Source organism: Streptomyces sp. SID11385, from assembly GCF_010548245.1.
GTDB lineage: Bacteria > Actinomycetota > Actinomycetes > Streptomycetales > Streptomycetaceae > Streptomyces.
This window is the reverse complement of sequence record NZ_JAAGLR010000279.1, coordinates 12819-33897: the sequence shown is the minus strand read 5'-3', so window position 1 is coordinate 33897 and position 21079 is coordinate 12819. Positions and strand designations below refer to the sequence as shown.

At 71.8% G+C, this 21079-nt stretch carries 27 protein-coding genes and 1 pseudogene; 8 read left to right on the top strand and 20 right to left on the bottom strand.

From position 1 onward, the window contains the following. From G3I42_RS38195 to G3I42_RS08415, 7 genes and pseudogenes are all read left to right on the top strand, one after another. Positions 1-592 (top strand): annotated as a pseudogene (locus G3I42_RS38195) (hypothetical protein); the annotation flags it as partial. A gap of 14 nt (positions 593-606) precedes the next feature. After that, positions 607-1020, top strand: coding sequence for a hypothetical protein (locus G3I42_RS08440; protein ID WP_164283885.1), 414 nt, complete (start codon positions 607-609; stop codon positions 1018-1020). Next, a complete protein-coding gene (locus G3I42_RS08435) occupies positions 1020-2039 on the top strand; it encodes a hypothetical protein (RefSeq protein ID WP_164283883.1) in 1020 nt (339 codons plus the stop codon). The genes G3I42_RS08440 and G3I42_RS08435 overlap by 1 nt, the downstream gene beginning before the upstream one ends. A 109-nt stretch (positions 2040-2148) precedes the next feature. Beyond that, on the top strand, positions 2149-2349 hold the full coding sequence (locus tag G3I42_RS08430) for a hypothetical protein (protein WP_164283881.1): 201 nt from the start codon (positions 2149-2151) through the stop codon (positions 2347-2349). Between the two features lie 59 nt (positions 2350-2408). After that, entirely contained in the window at positions 2409-2558 is a 150-nt protein-coding gene (locus G3I42_RS08425) for a hypothetical protein (protein WP_164283879.1), read from the top strand. A 37-nt stretch (positions 2559-2595) separates the two neighbouring features. Further along, positions 2596-3102, top strand: a complete 507-nt coding sequence (locus tag G3I42_RS08420) for a phosphohydrolase (RefSeq protein WP_164283877.1) — start codon at positions 2596-2598, stop codon at positions 3100-3102. 149 nt (positions 3103-3251) lie between these two features. Beyond that, positions 3252-3968, top strand: a complete 717-nt coding sequence (locus G3I42_RS08415) for an HNH endonuclease family protein (RefSeq protein ID WP_343244489.1) — start codon at positions 3252-3254, stop codon at positions 3966-3968. 56 nt (positions 3969-4024) lie between these two features. Here the strand turns inward: G3I42_RS08415 and G3I42_RS08410 are convergent, their stop codons facing one another. From G3I42_RS08410 to G3I42_RS08370, 9 genes are all read right to left on the bottom strand, one after another. Then, positions 4025-4249: a hypothetical protein gene (locus tag G3I42_RS08410; RefSeq protein ID WP_343244488.1), complete on the bottom strand. Its 225-nt coding sequence runs from the start codon at positions 4247-4249 to the stop codon at positions 4025-4027. A 29-nt stretch (positions 4250-4278) separates the two neighbouring features. Then, complete coding sequence (locus tag G3I42_RS08405; protein ID WP_164283873.1) at positions 4279-4557, bottom strand: holin; 279 nt, start codon at positions 4555-4557, stop codon at positions 4279-4281. 2 nt (positions 4558-4559) lie between these two features. After that, positions 4560-5600, bottom strand: a complete 1041-nt coding sequence (locus G3I42_RS08400) for an N-acetylmuramoyl-L-alanine amidase (protein WP_343244487.1) — start codon at positions 5598-5600, stop codon at positions 4560-4562. Further along, complete coding sequence (locus tag G3I42_RS08395; protein WP_164283871.1) at positions 5576-5848, bottom strand: hypothetical protein; 273 nt, start codon at positions 5846-5848, stop codon at positions 5576-5578. Before G3I42_RS08395 ends, G3I42_RS08400 begins: the two co-directional genes overlap by 25 nt. Positions 5849-5864: 16 nt before the next feature. Continuing rightward, positions 5865-6338: a hypothetical protein gene (locus G3I42_RS08390; protein ID WP_343244491.1), complete on the bottom strand. Its 474-nt coding sequence runs from the start codon at positions 6336-6338 to the stop codon at positions 5865-5867. A gap of 336 nt (positions 6339-6674) precedes the next feature. Beyond that, the gene (locus G3I42_RS08385; protein WP_343244490.1) at positions 6675-7388 is read right to left on the bottom strand and encodes a hypothetical protein; all 714 of its coding nucleotides are present in this window, start codon (positions 7386-7388) and stop codon (positions 6675-6677) included. A 70-nt stretch (positions 7389-7458) separates the two neighbouring features. Beyond that, a complete protein-coding gene (locus tag G3I42_RS08380; RefSeq protein WP_164283823.1) occupies positions 7459-7659 on the bottom strand; it encodes a hypothetical protein in 201 nt (66 codons plus the stop codon). Between the two features lie 286 nt (positions 7660-7945). Next, positions 7946-8974, bottom strand: a complete 1029-nt coding sequence (locus G3I42_RS08375; protein WP_164283867.1) for a hypothetical protein — start codon at positions 8972-8974, stop codon at positions 7946-7948. A gap of 65 nt (positions 8975-9039) precedes the next feature. Then, entirely contained in the window at positions 9040-10497 is a 1458-nt protein-coding gene (locus G3I42_RS08370) for a hypothetical protein (RefSeq protein WP_343244486.1), read from the bottom strand. A gap of 136 nt (positions 10498-10633) precedes the next feature. Between G3I42_RS08370 and G3I42_RS08365 the strand changes: the two genes are divergently transcribed. Further along, positions 10634-11251: a hypothetical protein gene (locus G3I42_RS08365; protein WP_164283865.1), complete on the top strand. Its 618-nt coding sequence runs from the start codon at positions 10634-10636 to the stop codon at positions 11249-11251. On the opposite strand, the gene G3I42_RS08360 is transcribed toward G3I42_RS08365, so the two are convergent. The 11 genes from G3I42_RS08360 to G3I42_RS08310 form a co-directional block, all read right to left on the bottom strand. After that, the gene (locus G3I42_RS08360) at positions 11220-14618 is read right to left on the bottom strand and encodes a hypothetical protein (RefSeq protein WP_164283863.1); all 3399 of its coding nucleotides are present in this window, start codon (positions 14616-14618) and stop codon (positions 11220-11222) included. The two genes, G3I42_RS08365 and G3I42_RS08360, sit on opposite strands and share 32 nt — an antisense overlap. A 103-nt stretch (positions 14619-14721) precedes the next feature. Continuing rightward, positions 14722-14922, bottom strand: a complete 201-nt coding sequence (locus tag G3I42_RS08355; RefSeq protein WP_164283861.1) for a hypothetical protein — start codon at positions 14920-14922, stop codon at positions 14722-14724. 17 nt (positions 14923-14939) lie between these two features. Then, positions 14940-15371 carry a hypothetical protein gene (locus G3I42_RS08350; RefSeq protein WP_164283859.1) on the bottom strand — a complete coding sequence of 144 codons (432 nt, stop codon included), beginning with the start codon at positions 15369-15371 and terminating at the stop codon, positions 14940-14942. Positions 15372-15487: 116 nt separating this feature from the next. Beyond that, positions 15488-15964: a hypothetical protein gene (locus G3I42_RS08345; protein WP_164283857.1), complete on the bottom strand. Its 477-nt coding sequence runs from the start codon at positions 15962-15964 to the stop codon at positions 15488-15490. 257 nt (positions 15965-16221) lie between these two features. Beyond that, on the bottom strand, positions 16222-16590 hold the full coding sequence (locus G3I42_RS08340) for a hypothetical protein (RefSeq protein ID WP_164283855.1): 369 nt from the start codon (positions 16588-16590) through the stop codon (positions 16222-16224). Continuing rightward, a complete protein-coding gene (locus tag G3I42_RS08335) occupies positions 16587-17168 on the bottom strand; it encodes a hypothetical protein (protein ID WP_164283853.1) in 582 nt (193 codons plus the stop codon). Before G3I42_RS08335 ends, G3I42_RS08340 begins: the two co-directional genes overlap by 4 nt. Further along, complete coding sequence (locus tag G3I42_RS08330; protein ID WP_239096331.1) at positions 17159-17971, bottom strand: hypothetical protein; 813 nt, start codon at positions 17969-17971, stop codon at positions 17159-17161. The genes G3I42_RS08335 and G3I42_RS08330 overlap by 10 nt, the downstream gene beginning before the upstream one ends. Beyond that, positions 17971-18675, bottom strand: a complete 705-nt coding sequence (locus tag G3I42_RS08325; RefSeq protein WP_164283851.1) for a hypothetical protein — start codon at positions 18673-18675, stop codon at positions 17971-17973. The genes G3I42_RS08330 and G3I42_RS08325 overlap by 1 nt, the downstream gene beginning before the upstream one ends. A 2-nt stretch (positions 18676-18677) precedes the next feature. Further along, a complete protein-coding gene (locus G3I42_RS08320) occupies positions 18678-19379 on the bottom strand; it encodes a hypothetical protein (RefSeq protein WP_164283849.1) in 702 nt (233 codons plus the stop codon). Between the two features lie 99 nt (positions 19380-19478). After that, positions 19479-19796: an NAD-glutamate dehydrogenase gene (locus G3I42_RS08315; RefSeq protein ID WP_164283847.1), complete on the bottom strand. Its 318-nt coding sequence runs from the start codon at positions 19794-19796 to the stop codon at positions 19479-19481. A gap of 2 nt (positions 19797-19798) precedes the next feature. Further along, positions 19799-21067: a hypothetical protein gene (locus tag G3I42_RS08310; RefSeq protein WP_164283845.1), complete on the bottom strand. Its 1269-nt coding sequence runs from the start codon at positions 21065-21067 to the stop codon at positions 19799-19801. Positions 21068-21079: the final 12 nt, after the last annotated feature.

Genomic DNA, 21079 nt, shown 5'->3' with positions numbered 1-21079 from the left:
CCCCACCCCCGCCGACGGCGCCCCCGCCGACCTCACCAAGCCCCCCACCCCCGAAGCCACCGAGCCCGACACCGACGACGACCAGGACGACGAGCAGACCACCCCCCGCACACGAAAGCTCTGGGCCCTCCTCAAGGCCGACCACGAAGCAAGGGCCGTCACCACCCCTCCCAAAAGCCAGAAAGCCCGCGCCCGCGCCCGGCGGACCGTCTACGCGGCCACCGCCTACGGCATGGGCTGGACCCTGCACCTCCCCGCAGCGATCACCTCCCTCCTGGAGGTCTCCGCCGACTACGCCATCCCCGTGTCCGGCGGCGTGCTCGCCGCCGGGATCGTCGGCCTCGCCACCCACACGAGGGGCGGAGGCGCCGTCTTCCTCTCCTCCCTTGGCCTGGTCACCGTCATGACGCTGGTCCCGCCCGCCTACTTCATCGGCGGCGCCCTGACCCTCGCCAGCCTCCTCGCCTACCGGGTCGTGCGCGGTTGGCTCGGACAGTACGCCGCCACCTGGCCCTGGACGGGCGTCGCCTGGGCCGCCTTCATCCCCACCGCCAGCACAGCCGTCACCACCCTCCTCCACGGCACGAACTGAAGCGAGACAGACCCGTGACCCAGATCTTCGGAGCCATCGGCTTCACCGGCGCCGCCGTCGTCATGACCGTGCTCCTCATCGTCGGCGCCCGCCGCAAGTGGAAGATCAAGCTCAGCGACGAGGGCGTGATCATCTGCGCGTTCATCACCGGTCAGTGTTACGCGCAGGCTGGCCAGACGTTTGCCTTCGTCGCGGACGTGAGCGGCGGCCTCTCCCAGGCGATCCGCGAAAGTTTCGGATCACCCGCCACCTTCGGCGCCGGAGCCGTGGCCCTCCTGTTCTGCCTGGTCCTCTACGGGTGCGAGCCGAAAAAATTCCGCAACGCGATGATCGCCCTGATGCTCCCCAGCCTCTTCACCGCAGCCGGCGGGATCTTCGCGATCATCACCACCGTCCTCAGCAACCTCACCCGTACGGCGTCCGGCTGATGTCCCCGAGCCTCGCCGCCCCGCAGCCCGACCGCCCCGACAACGAGGACCAGGAGGAGCGCCTGGCCGTCGTCCTCGACCTGCCCACCGACGGTCAGGACGCCCCGGCCGAGACCGCCGACAGCCGGTGGCGCGCCGCCTGGGCGCGGCTCGCCGAGGAAGCCGCCCCGGCCGGGGCCGGGGCCGGGTTGGGCCGCCGCGCCCTGGCCGCCCCATCCCTGCGCCGGTACGTGCCCAGCCGAGCCAGTCTGGCCGTCATCCGGCCCGGCGCCCTGATCATCGTCCGGTGCGCGTGGACCCTGGCCCGCCGCGTCATGACATCCGCCTCCGCCCTCGCGGGAAGGACCGCAGGGAAAGCGGCGGAGAACACGGAGAAGCCCGGGAAGACCGCCAGGAAATGGCCCGGGAAAAACGGCGCCAAGTCCATCTCCCTTGATGTGGTTATCGGTGGCACGCTCGTCGTGGGAATGGCCGTCGCGTTCGTTGTTCGCACGGCGCTGCCCGCCCTGACCGGATTCCTGACGGACAACCCCCTGAGTGTGCTGCGCGCCGCTGGTTTCGTCACGATCGTTTTCCTCCCCGCCGCGTGGGTCGTCGGCACCTACGCGCAGCAGCGTCACGCAGCCGAGCAAAGCACCCCCGACTCCGCCTCCGAAGAGGCCCCCGAAACCACCTCGGAAGAGGCCCCCGAAATCACCCGGGAAGAGACTCCCCTCGCGGTCCTGGAATGGGTCAAAAGCGCCATCGGGGACGGCCGTGCGGTGCACCTCCGGGAGCTCCTTCTCGACCTCCAGCAGCACCACGGTGGAGAGGCCCTGGAGATGGCCGACCTGCGGGCCGGATTGGAGGCCCACGGCATCCCGATCCGGCCCTCCGTCAAGGCCCCCGCATCCGACCACGGCGGGGCCATCCGAAACCGCGTCGGAGTGCACCGCGACGACCTCCCGCCAGACCCCGCCCCCGCCCACGAGCCCCCACCCGGCCCAGAGCCCCCTACCTCAGCCCTACCAACGCTCTGACCTGCAACAACTACCACGCCCTACCGGCGCCCTACCGCCCCGACTACCGCCCCACGGGGCCGCCGGCCCACGGCGGCCCCGCACAGAAAGGCCCCCCGTCCTGACCCCGATGTACTGGTGCAAGCACTGCGACTGCGCCTACCCCCACGGCACCGAAGGCCCCTCCGCGGCCCTGCGGAAACACATCCGCGACCACCACCCCCCGCCCCCCGAGACCGGGCCCCCCGTGATCACCGGCCGGCACATCGTGATCGGCCTCCTCGTCCTCGCCGCCCTCGCCTGGATCGGCAGGCTCTTCGGCCACTCCTGACAACCCCCGAACCGCCCACGAAAACCCACCCCATTCACGCACCGAGGAAAGCCCCCACCGTGACATTCACCCGCTATCGCGTGACCGACGAGGACGGAACGTTCCTCGACGAGTTCACCACCAACTCCCCGGACTTCGCCGCCGAGCGCATCAATCGCATTCGTGCCTACCGCCCGAACCTCAACGTCACCGAAACCCGCGACAATTGAAACGCCGACACCACGACCGGAACGGAACACCGCACCAATGCCTATGACGCTCACGCAGGTATACGACCTCGCCGCGCACGCCCACTCCGGGCAGACCGACAAAATCGGCGCCCCCTACTTCGGCCACGTCCGCGCCGTCGCCGCCGCCCTCGCCCCCTTCGGACCCGAGCTGGAAATGGCCGGACTCCTTCACGACATCGTCGAGGACACCGACTGGACCCCGGAACGGCTCCTCGTCGCGGGGGTCCCGCCTCGTACTGTGGCCGCCGTCGTCGCCGTGACCAACCAGCCCGGCGAGGACTACCAGGACAAGATCGTCCGCATCACCGCGTCCCGCGACGCGACCCTCGTCAAGATCGCCGACACCGCGCACAACTCCCGCCGCGACCGCGCCGAGCTGCTCCCCGCCGAGAAGCGCGAGCGCCTGGCCGCGAAGTACGCCGCCGCTCGCCGCGCCCTGTGGGCCGCCGCCGCTCCGGCCGATGTCGAGACCATCCTTCGGATCGTCAACCCCGAGCTGCTGACCGACGCCGCACACATCTGACCGGCAGCTGTGCCCGCCTTCGAGCCCAGCCGGGCCGGGGCGGGCGCGCCCCGAGCCTCCGCGCGGGCAGCGGCCCCGCAGGCCCCCCGCGCGGCGGCCGCAGTACGGCAACATGACGCCCTGTCAGACATCGCAGACCAGGAGACACCGTGCCCCGCCCCGTCCTGTTCCCCGCCCTCGCCGCGTTCCTCCTCGCCGTCACCGGCTGTACGAGCGCGACGGAGACCGACACGACCACCGACCCGAAGCCCGTCGCCGCCCGCACCGCGCCCGGCCCCAGCAGCGCGTCCGGAGCGCGACCGCTCGGCGCCGCGATCCGAGACCTGGAGACGGCCCCGGAGTACACCGGCACCTACGACCGCGACGCCTTCAAGCACTGGAACCGCGGCCTCAACCCGGACGACGGCTGCGACACCCGCGAGGAACTGCTCCTCGCCGAGGCCGTCAAGGCACCCACGAAGGGCGCCGGCTGCAAGCTGAGCGGCGGGTCCTGGTTCTCCTACTACGACGGGGCCACCGTCACCGACGCCGGCGCCCTCGACGTCGACCACATGGTCCCGCTCGAAGAAGCCTGGTCCTCCGGCGCCCGCTCCTGGACCCCCGAGCGTCGCGAAGCGTACGCGAACGACCTCACCGCCGAACGCTCCCTCGTCGCCGTGACCGCGAAGACCAACCGGTCCAAGGGCAAGCGCGACCCCGCCGAGTGGCTGCCCCCGGCCGACAGCGCCCTGTGCACCTACCTGGTGGACTGGACCACGACGAAGCTGCGCTGGGGCCTGACCGCTGACGCGGCCGAGCGCGACGCTCTCATCCAGCACGCGAAGCGCTGCCCCGACGCCACCGTCGAAGTACAGCCCGCCCCCTGACCTCGCGGATGAAGAAGGAGGGGCCCGCCGTCACGCGGGCCCCTCCTTCGCGTCCGTCAGCGCGCCAGCACGTCCCACACCGCGACCACCAGCGCCGCCAGCCCCGTCAGCGCACCCACCGCCGGGAGCGGCCACCGCCCCGCCTTCAACGCCTCGACCTCGCTCTCCAGCGCGGCGAGGTCCCGCTCGGTGCGCTGCGATCGCTCCACCACCAGGGCGAGCGCGCCCTCGATCCGCGCGAGCCCGGTGGACAGCTCCCCTCGCAGCTGGGCCAACTCCACCGCGACATCCGGCCCCGGCGGCGGCGCGCTCACGTCCCCTTCCCCCCGTCCACCGTCGACAGCTTCGGGCCCGGCACAGCCGGCCGCAGATGCTCGGTGACACCAGGCCCCTGCCCCGGCCCGCCCACTGCGAGCGCCGTCAGGAGCGCCAGCACGCCAGCCATCCCCGCAGTGCTCACCACGGCCGCCCACGGCGCGTCCAGTACGCCCGTCGCGCCCGCGCCCAGCACCGCGAGCGCCGACTGCGCGACCGTCCGCACGGTCCGCTCCGTGGTCGCCCGCCAGAACCCAGCATTGAACAGCGTCATGATCAGCTCGCCTTCCAGTACAGGCCGCGCACGCGCGCCGCCGACACCGTCACCGGTTCATCGTCATCCGGCGTCGCCGGGTAGTAGACGACCTCCAGGCGCAGCTTCTCCTTCTTCCCGATCGACCCCTTGTGCCCGAAGTCGGCGAAGGTGTCGCCGGTCGTCCCGGCCCGCTCCACGATGCCGCTCTGCCACCGCGTCCCGTCCTCCCGCACGTGGAAGAACCTGCCCTGCACGGTGCTGCCCACCGGCGCCTTCACGGTGACCAGCGCGAGCGCGTCGTACGCCACCGCGCCGGACAGCAGATCCGTGTGCTCGACGGGAAGCGTCGTCCACGCCCCGGGGCGCAGCGTGCGGGGCGTGTCGTCGTACAGCCCGAGCGTGCTCGGCATGTCGCTCTCCTCAAGAGGGTTCCAGTCCGGTCCGTGAGCCAGTCGTTCGGCGACCGCCCGCCGGAAGTCGTGCATGTCGAAGGACGGGTCCGGCTTGCCTTCGACGGAGGTCTCCTTGTGCCCGACCGCGGACTGCGCGCTCCAGCCGTGCGCGCGGCACAGAGCCGCGGCCCACCGGACAGCCGCGTCGTACTGCGCGTCGGGGTACGGGTCCGCGCCGTCGCCGAGGTTCTCGATCTCCAGGCCGTAGAAGCAGGTGTTGCCGTCCACGGTCCCGGACGCGGCGGACGGCGCCGGGTGCTTTGTGCTCTCGGCGAGAACCGCGCTGTACGCGTTCCTCGCGACGAGCCCCGCGTGGTTCGCGCGCCCCGCGCTCGTCACCGTGAGGACGCCGCTCTTCGCCAGGAGCCCGTGCGCGAGCGGCCCCGGCAGATCCGACCGGCCACCCCACACCGTCGCCGCGCTGGAGCGGCCGGCCGTGTGATGGATCAGCACCCCGTGCACCGGCCCCCACGGACGGCCCGGCCCCGTACGGCTGTGCGTGCGCCACCCCGGGTGCTCGACGACGTCCAGGCCCTCGGCGCGCAGCGCGGCGAGCATCCGGGCCGCGCTCAGCGGCGCCGACATCAGACCCGCTCCGGCCAGTGCCACGAGCCGCCCACCATCCCGGCGGCCTCCGCGTACGAGGAGCCGCCCGCCGCGAGCGGGTGGAAGAACTGACCGCTCGGGTTGAGCACGACAAGGCCGACGCGGCCGGCGTCCTCCGGGTCGACCTCGGTGACGATCGCGGTCCGGCACACCGACGGGAAGGTCTGGGTACCGTCCTCGCGCACTGGTGTGCCGTGCGAGACGTAGTGGACGGTGCGGCCCACGGAAGGGCCGCCAGCGGTAAGGGGCATGAGGTGCTCCTTGCTCTTACTTGTAGATCGCGAGCTTGAACTCAGCGAAGACGAGCTGACGGGGTGTCGACGCGTTGTGGCTCACCCGGAGCGACACGGGGGTAGGCGGGTGCACGAACATGCCGTGACCCTTGGCGAAGCACTGCATCCCGGGAGACGGCGGCCGGTGGTCGGTCGCCGTGGTGTCCACGCCCGTGGAGAGACCGAGGGGGTCACGGCAGTACTGGTCCCGGAGTTCGGTGTAGTCGCCGCTCTCCCACTGGATGACGGCGTGCAGTTCGCCCCACCCGTCGACGCTCGGCCAGATCAGGCCGGACCTGTCGTCGCCGCGCCAGTCCACGACCTGGTAGCCGTCGGGCTGCACGGCCTCGTGCATCTCGTACCGGTCGTACGACTCGGACGTGAAAGGGAAGCGCACGACGTGGTACGCGCCATCGTTGGGGATCGTCTGCGGCTCCGCGACGATCAGGCTGCACACCTGCACCTGGATCGGCGGGGGCGGTTCCGGCGGCGGGATCGTCGACGGATCGACGCTGAGCACGTACGGAGCGGTGGTCGACCCCGAGCCGGTCACATTCATGCCGGGGCCCGGCGCGATCACGCAGGAGCACCGGTCACCACCGCAGCCACCACGGGCCATCGGCTCCTCCACCACATGCAGGGGTTAGAGCCCGGCCCGGAACCAGAACGGCGTTGTCCTACCCTGCCACACACGCCTGTCCGGACAGGGCCGGACGGCGTGACTGCACCCATACGGGCGTCTGTCCGGACAGCGCGGCGCCCCGGACGCCGGACACTGTCGCGGGGGAGTCCGGACCGTGTCCGGTCAGCCGTACAGCTCCACGATCACGATGCCGTTCCCGCCGACGCCGCCAGCTTCCGACGAGCCGTTCAGGGAGAGGGCGCCTCCAGCGCCCGCACCATAGCCGCGCGTGGACGTACCCGGCCCCGCGGTCGAGCGCCCCAGCCCGCCCGTCCCCATGAAACTGCTGCCGCCGAAACCGGCGTAGCCGTTGGTGCCCGACAGGCGCAGCGCCGTCCCCGACGCGCCTCCGCCCATGTTGACTTCGCCCGTTCCCGCGAGGGGCCCGGCCACACCCGAGCTGGTGGTGATCGCCGTGCCGGAGTCCATGTTCGCGGTGCCGCCGTCCCCTCCGTTCGCGACCACGAAGCCGCCGAAGCTGCTCGTGCCGCCCGGCCCGCCGGCCGAGTTCGTGCCCCCCGCCGTGCCGCCCGCGCCGACCACCACCGACTCGGTGGTGCCGAGGTCGGCCAGCGCGATCAGCGCCTCCGAATACCCACCGCCAGCGCCACCGGGGCGCGCGATCGTCTGCGAGGCGTCCGCGTCCGCACCCGCCGACCCACCACCACCGGCCTGCACCCGGACCCTCACACGCGCCAGCCACGGGTAATCCGCCGCCCGGAATTGATTGTTTCCGGGCGTCTTGTAGTGGAGGGTCGCGCGGAGCCCCTGCATTCCCGGGATCAGACACAGCTCCCCGTCCCGGGACACCGTGAAGTAGTCGCCACAGGCGCACACGCTGGCCAAAGCACACCTCGCACACAGAAGAGGAAGGGCCCGGCCCGCAACCAGACGGCGTGCCTCCAGCCTAGAGGGGAGAGACGCCGCTCATGTGGACGGCAACCCCCGCCCCGGCCAGGACCGGTCGTGAGCCGAGCCGCCACACCACCACGACGGCGCCTTCGGCGGACACCTCCTCGACGACCGCGAAGTGCGGCCCCGATCCGGCCGGGGCCTCCACGACCGCCCCAACCACCATGGCCTGCTGCGGGCCGTCCCACCTCCACACCGCCCGACCGTCCGCGCCCGTCTTCACCACGGCCGCCAGCACCACCGCCCCCGCCCGCCCGCGCGGGCCCCGAGGACCAGGAGCGCCCGGAGGACCAGGCGGGCCCGGAGGCCCCGGCCGTACCGACCCCTCGCGGGCCGACCCCGAACCCGGCCCCGCCTCGCCGCGCTCAGGCGGCCGGCGCCGCCGGTTCTCCATCCGCCGCGTCCGCCGGTCCAGGTCCCGCAGCACACCACCCAGCGGACTCCCCACCGCACGCCGCGCCGCCGTCCCGCGCGCGCCCACCTCAAGCCCCCGCCGGAACGAACTGCGCGCTGACCGACTCCCCGGCCGGGCCCGTTTCCTTCACGGTCACTCCCTGGATCTTCAGCGACTGCCGAATCGTCCGGCACGTCGTCGTCGTGGTCACATCCACACACCACCCCGGGACGAGACTCGGCACATCCACCCCCGCGTCCGGCGCCAGAGTCGTCTGCTGCGAGGTGTCGATGAACGTCGGCGCCGGGTTCGAGCCGCGAAGCCGCGACCGGGCCGCCGCCTCCGCTGACCGGTCGTCGAGGATCGACGTCTCCTCGACCACGCGCTCCAGGAGCCCGTAGTACGGGTCGAGACCGCCCGCCATGCCGAAGACGTCAGGCTCGTCGTCCTGGCCTTCGCGCCCGTGGACGATCCACCGCGTAGCCGCTGACGCCCCGTCCTCCGCGACCGACAGGCCGGAGGGGAAGTCCTCGTCCGTCAGCGACCCGACGCGCTGGCAGTGATCCTCCGGCATCAGCAGAATCCGCCGGCCGACCGCCGTGAAGTCCAGCCCCGTACGGGCGAGATCACGCAAGTGCTCGCCGCTCTGCCCCACATCCCGCTGGTACTCCCGGTCACCGCGGATACGGGTCGGCGCCACGATCTGCACCTCGTGCCCCGGGTCGTCCGGCGCGAAGCCATCGCGGATCAGCCAGTCCGCGATCGTCGCGAGGTCCGCGCCGGACCACAGCCGGTCTTCGTGCGGCACGCGCCAGTCCAGCCACGTCAGGACGTCTGCCGCCTCGATCGTCACCCCGGACCGCGTCCACGTCGGCGTCAGCACAGGCCCCTCCCAGACGAGGTGCCCATCGCGGTAGATCACCAGCCGGTGCCGCCACGCCCGCACCTGCGCGAGGCGCGCACAGCAATCGCCGTCGGGGAGGATCGTGACCTTCGCCGACGACGCGTCGTCGAGGACGCGGGTCCATTCCACTTCGGTGAGCACGGTCGCCTCGGTGAGGACCGCGCCACCCCGATCCACGAGCTGAGCGGTGTGCCGCCCACAGCCGACAGGCATCAACGGCCTTCCGTCTCAGGGGGCCCGGCCCGCAACCAGACGGCTAGGCCCAGCGTACGGCCAGGTCAGTACTCCCGGCCGGAGAGCGAGACCGACAGCGAGGCGTCCTCGGCCGGGGTGAAGATCGCGTCAGCCTCGACGAGGACGCAGTACCTCGCGCAGTCCAGCAACGGGAACTCCAGCGGCAGCCCGTCCCTGCCGTACGCGTCGGTGCTCGTCCCGTACGACCCCGCGCACTCCACGGTCGCCCGCCCCACCTGCCCGTCGAGAGTGAGCACGCCCCCCGCCGGTACGTACCCGATCTCGAAGACACTGTGCGGGCGGCACCGCTCCTCCTCCGCAACCTGCGCGCACGTCATGCCCTCATGCGTGGCGCTCCGCTCGAAGAAGGAGACGGTGACCCGGCGCAGCTCCCGGCTCCCCGCGTGCACCTCGATCAGCGGCACCGCCCCGAACCAGCGCGGCCAGTCGCCCAAGTCCAGCTCGTACGCCTGAGAGTTCACCGCGAGCGCGCGCCGGAAGCAGGTCTCCGGCGGGGGCGGGACCGGCGGGGTCGGCGTGGTGCACGAGGGGTCGCCGCAGACGTCGCGCTCGTCCGGGCACTCCGCGAGCCGACACGTCGCGCAGGGGCGCTCGGTCAGGCTGTCGTCCAGCCAGACGACCGAGCAGTCAACCTCAGAGCCGTCGCCCTCGGCGGCCTCGACCCTCACCGTCCCCGGCGCGCACGCCGCGTCCGTGAGCTCCAGACAGACCGGCTCGGGCGCCGGCGGCTCGTCCTTCGGATGCACGCACCACACCACGCACTCCGACCCGTCATCGGTCGGCACGGCCACGTCGAGGACGGGCACCGGATCGGTCCACGCCCACGGCGTACCGGCGGTGAGGACGAACTCGACCTGGAGCATGTCCGCTCCGACGGAGCAGCCGCCCGAGCCGGAGCAGCCCCCGCCACCGTGCCGCGCCGTCACGGTGGGCCCCGAGACGAGCGCGACGCGCCGCAGCGTCCGCCGGTGCCGGGCCGCGAACTCCTCCGGATCGGCAGCCTCCTCGCTCGGGCAGCAGTTGAACAGGCTGAGGCAGTCCCCGCCGCACCCCGGGCCCGTGCACCCCTCCAGGGCGCGCCCGAGCCAGCGCAGCCCGTACTCCACCCCGCAGCACGAGGAGCCCAGGAGGACGCCGCTGACCGTGAGGGTGCGGGCCCCGACGTTGGCCGGGCCGAGCGCGGCGCCCCCGGTCACCGCTGCCGACACGGAGCGGCTGACGGGGGAGTCGTCGATGCCCTTCACGTCCAGGACCAGGAGCCCGGCGAAGTCGGCGGACTCCGGGACGTCCGGGTCCCACCACGGCGCCGCGTCCTCCTCGGGCGTGGTGTACGGCTCATCGCCCACCAGGGCCGCGTCGAAGGTCTCGCAGCCGCACGGAGATGCCTCGGTGAGCGGACTTCCCACTGTCTCCAAGTAGCGGGAGAGCCGCGCGTGGTTGGCGATTTCGGTCCCGCCCAGGGTCAGGTACCACTCCAGCACGGCCGGCCCTTCTGAGGTGAACGGCCCGGCCCGCAACCAGACGGCTCCCCCAGCGTAGGCGCAGGCGTTTGAGGAAGAGGCGCGTCGGGTGGTCAAGGCGTTGACTAGGCAAATGGTTACCTGTAGGCTCTGGGGTGTGGCAACGTACAACTACGAAATCCAAGTCCCCGCTATCGCTGACGCCCTCAACACCTGGAACCAGCCCCAGAAGCGAGATAAAACGGACGACTGGGCAGGCACGGCGCACGCCCTCGGGCGGCACCTTCTCCGCGAGTGGCACGACTCCGCCCCCGACGGGGTGAAGGAGCTGGCCGCCGAGGTCGAGGTGCGCAGCGATGAGGGCGTCTACGTGCAGGTCGTGACCTCGGCACCCGTCTCCGAGGGCATCGCCGGACTCGAAGAGGCGGTCGAGAACATGCAGGTGGCGAATCTGGCTTACGAGGTGGCTCGCGAAGAGCTGAACCAGGCCATGATCGACGCCTACACCTTCGACGAGGACCTCTCCAAAAACGCGATCGCCGAACTCGTCAGCGAGGTCGTCTCGCGCCCCACCGCGCTCAAGGTCCTCAGCGGAAACCCGAACGCGACGCCCGCTCGCGGCCGCTCCAGCAAGGCGCCCAAGCCGGCGCCGGACTTCGCCGCCCTGCGTCGCGACGTCGCCCTTCTGGCCGAGAGCGTGCAGGCCGTCCTCAAGGCGCTCCCCGCAGCGACGACGGATGACGTCACACGCCCGCCGTCAGAGCGAGACGATTGATCACCCGGTGAGCTGTCGTCTCGGCGGACCCGACCTCGTGGAGGTTCCAGGTGTGGTGGTGCACAGCCCGAGGCCCGGACGGCGCGGCGGCGGGGGGCGCCGGGGCGCCGATCACCTGGAGCAGCCCGGACTGCTCGACGAGCTGCCGCGCGCGCTGCGGGCGCGTCAAGGGGATGATGACCTCACGCCCTGCCTCACCCACGAGCGCCGGTGTTGGGCCGTCCACGATGCCCCCGTTCGCGAAGGGCAGCAGCTTCCGCACCGGGCCCGGCAAGCCGTTCTTGATCTTGCCGATGATCCGGCCGCCGATGTCCCCGATGCTCGCCACGATCCGCCCACCCAGCCCCGAGAACATCGAGACGACACCGCTGATCAGGCTGCTCACCGCGGACCGCGCAGAACCGGCGGCAGAGCGGAACACGCCCGCGATGCGACCGGGCAACGAGGCGAGCGCGCTGCCGATCCGGCCAGGCAGCGACGCGAAGAACGAAACGGCGCTCGACCCGAACGAGCGCGCCGTGGAGAGCGCGGAGGTGCCAGCCGACCGGAAGGCTCCGAGCACGGTACTTCCCAGGCTGGCCAAGGCGCCAGCGATCCGTCCGGGCAGGGTGGCGAAGAAGGAGACGGCGGCCGAGGTGAACGAACTGATCGCTGCCGTGGTCGTGTTGAACCCCGAGACGAAGGCGGAGACGAGGAGGGCCCCGAGGCTCACCAGGGCGTTTGTGATCATGCCGGGCAACTGGAAGAAGAGCCCGACGATCCCGGCCAGGGCGGTGAGCACGACGATGCCCAGTCCCGCCACCGCGTTCACGAACAGGTCCACCAGCAGGCCCGGGAGCGCGGCGAGCCCGGCGAGGATCTGGCCCGGCAGAGCGGTGAAGAAGGTGACTAGCCCACTCGCCCCGGCCTGGATCGCGGCGACGCCAGCCTGCCAGGCGCCCACGAAGAACTCCGCGATCATCGAGCCGAACGCACTCAGCCCGGAAATGATCATGGCGGGCAGCCCCACGATGAAGGCAATGACTGCCGAGAGCCCGCTGATCAGGCCGGATACAACGGTGACGATCCCGCTGATGATCGGCACGACCGCGCTGATCGCCAGCCACGACGCGAAGGCCGCCGCGACCTGGAGCACGAAGCCGGCGATCGTCACGAGCAAGACCGCGATCGGCGACAGCGCGACGACCAGTTCGGCCACTGCGGGGAGCAGCGGCACGATGCCCTGCTGCATCGCCGCGAACGCCTCGACGAGCTGCGGAACTACTGGTACGAGCGCGCCGGAGATCGACGCGACGACGGGAGCAAGGGCGCCCGCGAGCTGCCCGAGCGTCTCCGCCACCGTCGCGAGGACGGGAGCAAGCCCGTCGAACACGCCCCCGAGCGCGCCCCCGCCTACGAGGAGGGGAGCGACCGCCTGCCACAGCGTCGCGAACGCATCCGCGATCTGCGGCAGGACGGGCAGCAGCGCGCCGGACAGCGCCTCGATGATCGGCTCGAAGAGCTGGGCGAGGCTGTCCAGGACGGGGGCGAGGGCTTCGCCCAGCACGCCGACCAGATCGCCTGCGAGGGGCAGGAGGGGAGCCAGCGCGGTCAGCGCGTCAGCGATCGCGCTCCCCAGGGGAACCAGCGCCGGCCCCAGCGCGCCCAGCCCGTCGGCGAGCTGCTGCGCGACCGGCATCAGCCCATCCGCCAGGGCGGCCACGAAATCCCCGACGACCGGAAGCAGAGGCCCGAGCGCCGTCAGCAGCGCGGCCACCGCCTCGCCTGCGACACTGAGCCCCGGGCCGAGCCCGTCGAAGGCACCCGCGAGCCCTTCCGCGACGCCCACCAGGGCGGGCGCGATCGCGGTGAGCGCGGGCCCCAGCGCATCGATCAGCCCGACCAGCGCAGGCCCCAGGGCGGTGAAGACCGGCGCGAGCGCAGGAGCGATCTCCCCTAGCTGCGTGACCAGCGCACCGATGATCGGGCCGAGCTGCGCGCCGATCGTGGCGACCGTGCTGAAGATGTTGCCGAGCGTCTCCTGCCCGGCCGCGCTGGTGACGAAGTCTCGCGCGCTGGCGGTCAGATCAGCGAGTCGGGTGAGGAGGCCCGCCCCTGCACCCTCAGCAGACCGGAAGGCGCCCCCGATGATGCCCCCGACATTCGAGGCGATCTCGCCGAGCTGCCGGAAGACCCCGAGGGCATCGCGCACCCCGTCGACCGCCCGCCCCGACGCGGCGAGCACCGACAGCCAGGTGCCGAAGTCAGCACCGGTCTGCGCGATGCTCGCCCCGGCCGACGGGCCAAACGCCTGGAGCACCGCCGCCGCAATGTCCAGGAAGCCCTTCGCGAGCGGGGCGATGGCCGTGGACAGCCCGGAGGCGGCGGAGCGGGTGCCCTCCAGGATCGCCCGCAGCGGCGCGAGGGCCTGCTGCGATCCCGCGAACCGCAGCCCCTCACTCGCCGCGCGGCCGAACTCACCTGCCAGGCCGGAGAGTTGAGTCCGAAGCGGGAGGAGGTTCTTGACCGCTCCGGAGATGTCGCCCGCGAACTGCTTGAAGAAGCTCTGCTGGACGGCCTGCTGGACAGCTGACAGCTCCGGCCGCAGCGCGCGGACCGACTCGACGGCCGACCGCGCGGCCGGCGCCAGCTTCTCCAGCGCCTCCGCGTACTTCCCGGAGTCGTCCCCGAACGCGGCCGACAGCGCTTCGCCGACGCCGAACGTCGCGAGACGAAGCGTCTGGAACGCGGCCTGGAGACCGACGACAGCGGCGGGGAGCGCCGCGACGATCCCCGCGGCGGGCGCGAGAGCGGCGAGGAAGGCCCCGATCCCGGACGCCGCGGAGGCCGCCGAGATCCCGACCGCCCCGAAGATGAGCAGCCCGCTGAGGGCCTTTCCGAGCTTGCCCGCCACCCCCGTGACGGCGCCCATCGCCCGCCCGAGCCCCTGGCCGAGAACGGACGACACCCGTGCCAGGACCGACCGGTCGAGATCCGGTTGGACGCGAACATCCAGCGGGGGCGGGCGGTGCGCGCGGACGCGTGCGTCGAAGCCGGTGAAGTCCGGGGTGACCCGGACTGAGACCTCCAGCCCCCGAAGCCCCCGGAGCAGCGCCGTCTCGAAGCCGCGCAGGTCGGGCTCGACGGGGACCCGGATCGCGTCGAAGCGCTCCCGCAGTCCGCGTAGCAGGGCCCGGTTGAAGCCCCGCAGGTCCGGCTCGACCCGGACCTGGACCCTGATGTCGGACAGCGCCGCGCGCAGGTCCCGTTCGAAGCCGCGCAGCCCTCGGCGCAGCGCCGTCCTGATCCGGACGCCGAGCGCGCGCGCCTCCTCGGGCACACCGGAGTCGTCCAGCTCGATCCGGATACGCGCAGAGTCGTCGGCCACCGGGCACCGGCCTCACAAGAGAGGTGGTGCCCGGCCCGGAACCAGACGGCGCCCCGGCCTCGATGGGCCGGGTCCCGAACTCGTAGGCCCGGGAGATTTCAGACTAGCGGGAGCCCTGTCGCATCCCCGCGACCTGCTCATCCTCGGCGGCGAGCTGCGCCAGCAACACCGAAGTCGAGGCACCGGCCCCGGCAGGCGCGGCGGCGGCTCGGCGGCGCCTCGGGCCGCGCTCCCCACGGGGCGGCGCGTACAGCGCGGTACGGATACGGGCGCGCTCCGCGTCGTCCTCGGCCGCCGCGTACATCGACGCCTCCGCAGCGCTCAGGAGGCGCGCGAGCGTCCACGAGCGGGGGTCGATCCCTTGGAGCGCGAGGGCGCCGTCCCACTCGTCCCAGCCCTCCGCGATGCTCGCGACGAGTCGGTCGATGACGTAGGAGGGCGCCCGCCCCCGTACAGGTCACCGACCCACTCCATGAGTTCGAGCATGATCCGCATCGGCAGCCTCATGCTGGCGAACCGCTCAGCCGACTCCGGCAGCATCAGCTTCGCGAGGAACGCGCGCGTCGCGACGGTGACGTCGCGGGCCTGCGCCGCGTCCATGTCGTCATCGCCGGCCGCGCGGCGCGCATCCAGGATCTCCTGGTAGGCGTCAAGGTAGTCGTCCCCGTCGATCTCGGGGTGGAAGGCCAGTTCCTCGTCGCCGATCTCGGCGACGTGGGGCTCGGTGCGGAGCGCGAAGGTTTTGGTCGCCACGACAGGGCACACCCTTCTTGGGAACGGTGCCCGGCCCGAAACCAGTCGGCCTCGCCAGACTATCGCTGACGGGGGCCAGGACGGCTGGTCAGTCGATCAGGTTCGCGCTCGCAGGATCAGCCTCGCAGGTACTGGTGGATGACCGTACCGTCGCCGACGATGTTGCCGAACGAGCCGGACCCGGTGGCCGTGGCGAGCGCCATGTCACCGCCCACACTGACCTCGACGAAGCGCATGTCCGCGTCCATGCCGTCTGCCTCGAAGCGCTCGAAGTCCTTCAACGCGTCGGGGTAGGCCAGCAGGTGGGCAGCCAACCGTTCGCGCCATGCTGCGGTCTTGACTGTGACCTCGTCTCGGAAATCGTGGCTCCCCCAGCCGGTGCCTAGCGTGGCGTCGTAGGTGTTGATCAACTCGTCCGCGTCCGGGGTGAAGGCGGCCAGGTTTTCGCTCACCGTGGCGCGGTTCCTCTCGCGACGAGTCAGCCAGAGCAGAGCCTGCTGCGCCTTCGCCTTGCCGTGCGTACCCGCCGCCCACAGCAGGTTTGCACTCACGCCCGTGGCGATGCCCAGGGCCGCGCTCTCGGTGAGGGTCATGGAAAGCTCCTCCGCATCTGCCGCGCCCATCGCGCGGTCCGCAGGAGGAAAGTCGCATGCCGCAGGAGGCGACCGCAAATGCACCCTGGGGGAGTTTTCGCAGGTCAGATGGGGTTTCATTCCCGGAAGGTCCTCCGAAAGCTTACGCGTCGGACCTCCCCCCGGTCCCGACTCATTGCCGATCCTTTACCGAGAGTGGTCTGTCGCTGCCCGCCGAGCAAGCGCCAGAGCTGACGCGAGGCCCCGCTGACCGCCCTTCACAAACCCTCGCGGAGGGCCCTCCCGAGGAAGTTGTTGGCTCGCGTCCCCGGGTGGTGGACAACCGCTGCGTAGACGGTGCGTCCTCCGGCCTGGAAGTGCAGTGCGCGGGCCTTCCGAGGGCGGATGATGTGCGGCGCCGTACCGTGGAGCACATACCGACTGGCCGGGTGGGTGCTCGTGATGATCGCTTCCATGCCCCGGCCGCGCCCCTCGACCCGCATCGTGATGCCCCGTCCCATGCTGCCCGGCGCGTACGCGCGCGCCAGGTCGGCGACCCGTTCGGCGCGACGCCGCAGCATCCGCTCGCCGACGCCGCCGAGCAGCCTCTCCGCGAAGCGCGGCCCGATCGACACCTCGACCTTCACGACACCCCCTCGGGGCAGGGAGCGCATCCCGACAGGGCGACGGTGACGCGCTGCTCGACACCGACACAGCCGCCCTGCGGACCGACGATCCGCGACTCGCCCATGAGGAACCGTCGCCCCCGCCGCCCGCCCGTCTGCGGCAGACAGCACAGCAGCGCGGTGTAGATCGTGGCCGCGTCGGTATGCGTGATCCGCGCGGCGGCGGCCTGCTCCTCGCAGGTGGGCGGGCAACCGCGCTCGTCGATCACCGGCGCGCAACGCAGCAGGGTGACGACCAGCTCGGCGGCGAGCGTCGGCGGCGGAGTACACCCTCGCGTGCCCAGGACAGACCGGTCCTGTTCCGGGAACGAGGACGCGGGGAAGAGACGCGCGACGTGCACAGTGAGCTGGCCGCCGGCCCCGGAGCCGCCGCACGGGTCGTCGCAGCCGTCCCAGGCCGGGGTGCCCGGCACCACGCAGGCGCGACACGGACAGCCGGGCTGCCCGTCGACCTCGACGGCGGTCGCGTCCAAGGAGCTGCACACGCAGGCGAGGACGGTCTCCGCCATGTCGTGCACGGAGTGCGGAGTCAGGGCCATGTCGTCTGCCTCGGGCGCCGGAAGTCGGGGGAGTAGACGCGCGCGGGTGAGGCGAGCCGGTAGGGGTTCACCGTGCTGAGCCACAGGTCGCAGAAGGGGAGCCCCGTCCTGCCGTCGGTGAAGATCATGGTGGGATCGGCCATTTCCACCGTGACGCCCTGACGCACCGCCCTGGTCATGTTCCCGGGGAGGCGGCACGGCCCGCAGGACCCGGCGGCCTCGGGGCACGCCTTGATCAGCTCGCAGGTCAGCTCGGACACTGCGGCCGTCGCGGACTCGTCCAGCGGCAGCCCGGTCCGGTAGGTGATCGCGGCGGTGCCCGGCTCGGTGGGCGGCGCGGCCATGTCCTGGCAGACCGGCCAGCACTCCCCGTCCACGCGGACCAGCATGTTCGCCGAGTCGACGCGGTATGCCTCGGGCACGAGGGCCTGGCCGTCGACGAGGACCTCGACGATGTCGTGTACGGGCCCGTCGAGGCGTACTTCGCATAGCTCCGTGCACGAGCATGACGAGCGGCACCCGCACGCGCGGGCGTTGCGCCAGGCGCCGTCCGCGCCGAGGTAGGGAACCCACCCCCCGGTGCTCGGCCCGGAGTAGCTCGTGGGCATCAGCGTCTCGACGCAGGACTGCGCGCACGGCCTCACTGTGACCGGGCACGACGGCCCCCACCGGCGCCCGGACATGCGCCACAAGATCTGCGAGGCGACCATCCGCCACCGGTCGATGACGGCCTGGTCCAGGTCTTCGGGCAGATCGCAGCACAGCTCGACCGGCCACGGCTCGCACACTTCGTGGCGGGGCATCAGAGGCGCCCGGTCTCGTACGGGCCCGGCTCGGGGAAGCGGGCCCGGATATGCGCTCCGACCTGGCCGTGCGCGAAGCTGTCGGGCAGGGTGCTCAGGAACGGGACGCTGCGGGGGAAGGCGGGCCCCCTCGTGAGGATCTTCGGGTCGCTGATCTCCCTGCCGCCGAGCTGGTGCATCATCCCGTACAGGGTCCGCTTGTGCAGGACCTCCAGGTGCGCCCCGGTGTCCAGCGTCTCCAGCACCTGCGCCTTCCGCATCGGCATCGGGACGTGCAGCTCGTAGGAGAGCGGCCGGTGGTGGCCGAGCTGCGCGAGCAGGACACGGGTCTCGCGCAGACCGCGCAGGTACCGGCCTCGCCCGCGCGAGGCGTAGTACGCCTCGACACGGGCGACGGGCCCCCGGTGCAGCACCGGCATGTGGTCGAGCGGGCGCATGATGAAGAAGTCGTCGTTGAAGTACAGGAACTCCTCAGCGACTTCGGGGTGCTCGGCCGCCGCCCGCAGGTTGGCCGTCGAGCTCTGGTACTTCGTGGCCCTCGGCGGGACCGGGATGCGCCCGACACCACGCACCCAGGACGGGCAGTGCCCCGCGATCCACACCCGCCCGTGCGGCAGGTGCGCGAGAGAGCGCAGCGAGTACCGCAGCTCCTCGTTGCGGTCCCCGGGCTTGACCACGTACACGATGTCGGGCGCGGCAGCCATCCTCAGGAGACCTCGCACAGCTCGCCCGCGACCGGAACGTACGTCGTCGACGGCTCCGGCGGAGGGACCGACGTGACGAAGATCCGGCGGTGGCACTCCGGCCCGAGCGGCGTGAGCATCGGCCCCGCCGTACCAGCGGTGTCCTGGGCCATCACCTCGTACGGGCCCACCCCCCACTTCCCGCCCCCACGAGTGGCACCCGTCAGCTCGAAGTTCACGGCCTCGCCAGCGAGTTCGAGGTTGCCGATCATCCCATTCGTGACCCACGGCATGACGCCGTAGATCCACGCGCCCTCCGCGGCCTCGTCGTCGCAGACGTCCTCGCCCAACACATCCGCCCAGAATTCCAGGGCGAAACCGGCCCGGCAGGGGACCGAGCAGGAGTCGAAGCCGATCGGCCTGCCCGAGTAATCGTAGAAGACAGGGCTTGCCGTCATCAGCTCGATCAACTCAGGCGACGCCTGGAAGAAGGTGTAGGTGAGGTCGAAATTATTGAAAGTGGGGCACGCCTTCTTGTACCCGCACTGCCGCCCGTTCCCGGCCTTGAAGGTGATGTCGTCGCCTTCGTCCACATTCGCCTCCATCGAGAGGGAGGCGTGACAGTCCGTCACGTAGGACGCCTCGGGCCCGCAGACCGGGCGACCACAACCATCGACGCGCGTGACCCGCACCACGTCGATATTGCTGATGAGCGGAGCTGGCATGACGAGCCTCCACGGTGGGTGGGAGGCCCGGCCCGAAACCAGACGGCTCGCGAGTACGAGTGTAGGCGTGCGGCAGGGCCGCACGCCTACAAAGAAGGGTCAAGAAGAGGTGTCACCCTCGTGCCCGGACAAGCGCCGGGCCGTCGCCTCGGGCACACCAGCGGCACGGAGCGCCTCGTAGTCCTCCTGGCAGCGGGCCTGCGCGCGGGAGCGCTCCTCGGCCAGGTGTGTGTCCCGACGGGTGGCCAGCTCGGCCACGTACGCCGTGTGCTCCTCCTCGGTGACGACACGGCCCGGCTTAGCGAGCACAGGCGGTGCGTCCTCGGCGGTGACGACCGAGATGCGGCCCGCCGAGCCGTCCTCGTAGAGCGCCCAGAACGTGCGCGGCTCGGCGGCGGGGATGGGAGCGGTGGCCATGATCAGACTCCGATCAGGAGGACGCGGATGAAAATTTGGATTCTGTTGTAGGTGGCGCCGCCTACCCCCCGGCCAAGGGTGACCGCGAAGGGCAAGTCGCGGGTCTCGCCCACCTGGAGGGTGTCTGCGAGGCCGAACGCTTTCGTGGTCTGGACGTGGAAGTCTTGCTCGACCGAGGAGCCGGTGTTGCGGTGGAAGATCATTTCGTCGCCGCCGTGCCCGTACGCCGCTCCCGCGCCCGGGGGCAGGTCGAAATCGACGTCGACCTCACGCTCCATCCACACCAAAGCCGGGCGGCAGCCGGGATTGGTGACCGTCGTCGTGAACGTATCGCCGGGCTGATCGAACCCCGACGGCACCGTCAGATTCGGGTAGTCGCGGGTCTCGGTGTAGCTGTACGCGGCGACGAAGCCGCGCGGCTCGGAGCGCAGCACGCCCGCGCTGTCGCACGCGACGACCCCGCCGATGTCATCGACCGGGCAGTCGTAGGGCCAGACCCCGGTCGCGACCGTCAGCGGTGACGCCTCGCTCCCGTCACCGGTGATGCCGCACCCCGTCAGGAGCGCCACGGACGGCGGGAGCGGGACGAGGAGCCCCCCGTCCGTCCCGTACGCGACCGTGTTCCCAGCGTCCGTCGACGGGCGCGCGGTGATCACGCCCGTACTCGGGTCGTACCCGGCGCCGTCCCCGGCCGAGAAGCACCCGCGGATATCCGCGCACTCCAGGCTCAGGCCATCCGGCCCGGACTGGAGGAGCTGGTCGCCGCCGCCGGGCGGGGCGGGGTCGAGGATGACGTCGGCGGACACGATGTAGGGGTCGGCGGTGGTCCCGGTCCCCGAGACGGTCGTGTCGACGGTCGCGGTGTCGCCGGCTTCCAGCGCGGTGGGCGCGCCCGCGGCCCCGTCCGCCGCGATCTCTCCGGTCGCCTCGTCGTACGTGATCCCCGGTCCGGCGGTCAGGCAGCCGCGCACCTGCTCGCACTCCATGAAGAGCCCGTCGGGCCCCTCCTGGAGGAGGTTGTCCCCGCCGCCGGGCGGGTCCGGGTCGAGGATGACGTCCGCCGAGACGACGTACGGGGCCGCCTCGGTCCCGGCGCCGCCCACGCTCGTGTGCACGGTCGCCGTGTCCTGCCCCTGGACCGGCGTCGGGGTGCCGGCGTCGGTAGAGACCACGTAGGGGGCGGCGGTCGACCCGGTGCCGTCGACGGTCACGCCGGGGCCCGCTGTGACGACGCACGAGCAGCCAGCCCGCGAAGAGCAGCACTTCGGCATGAGCAGTTCCTT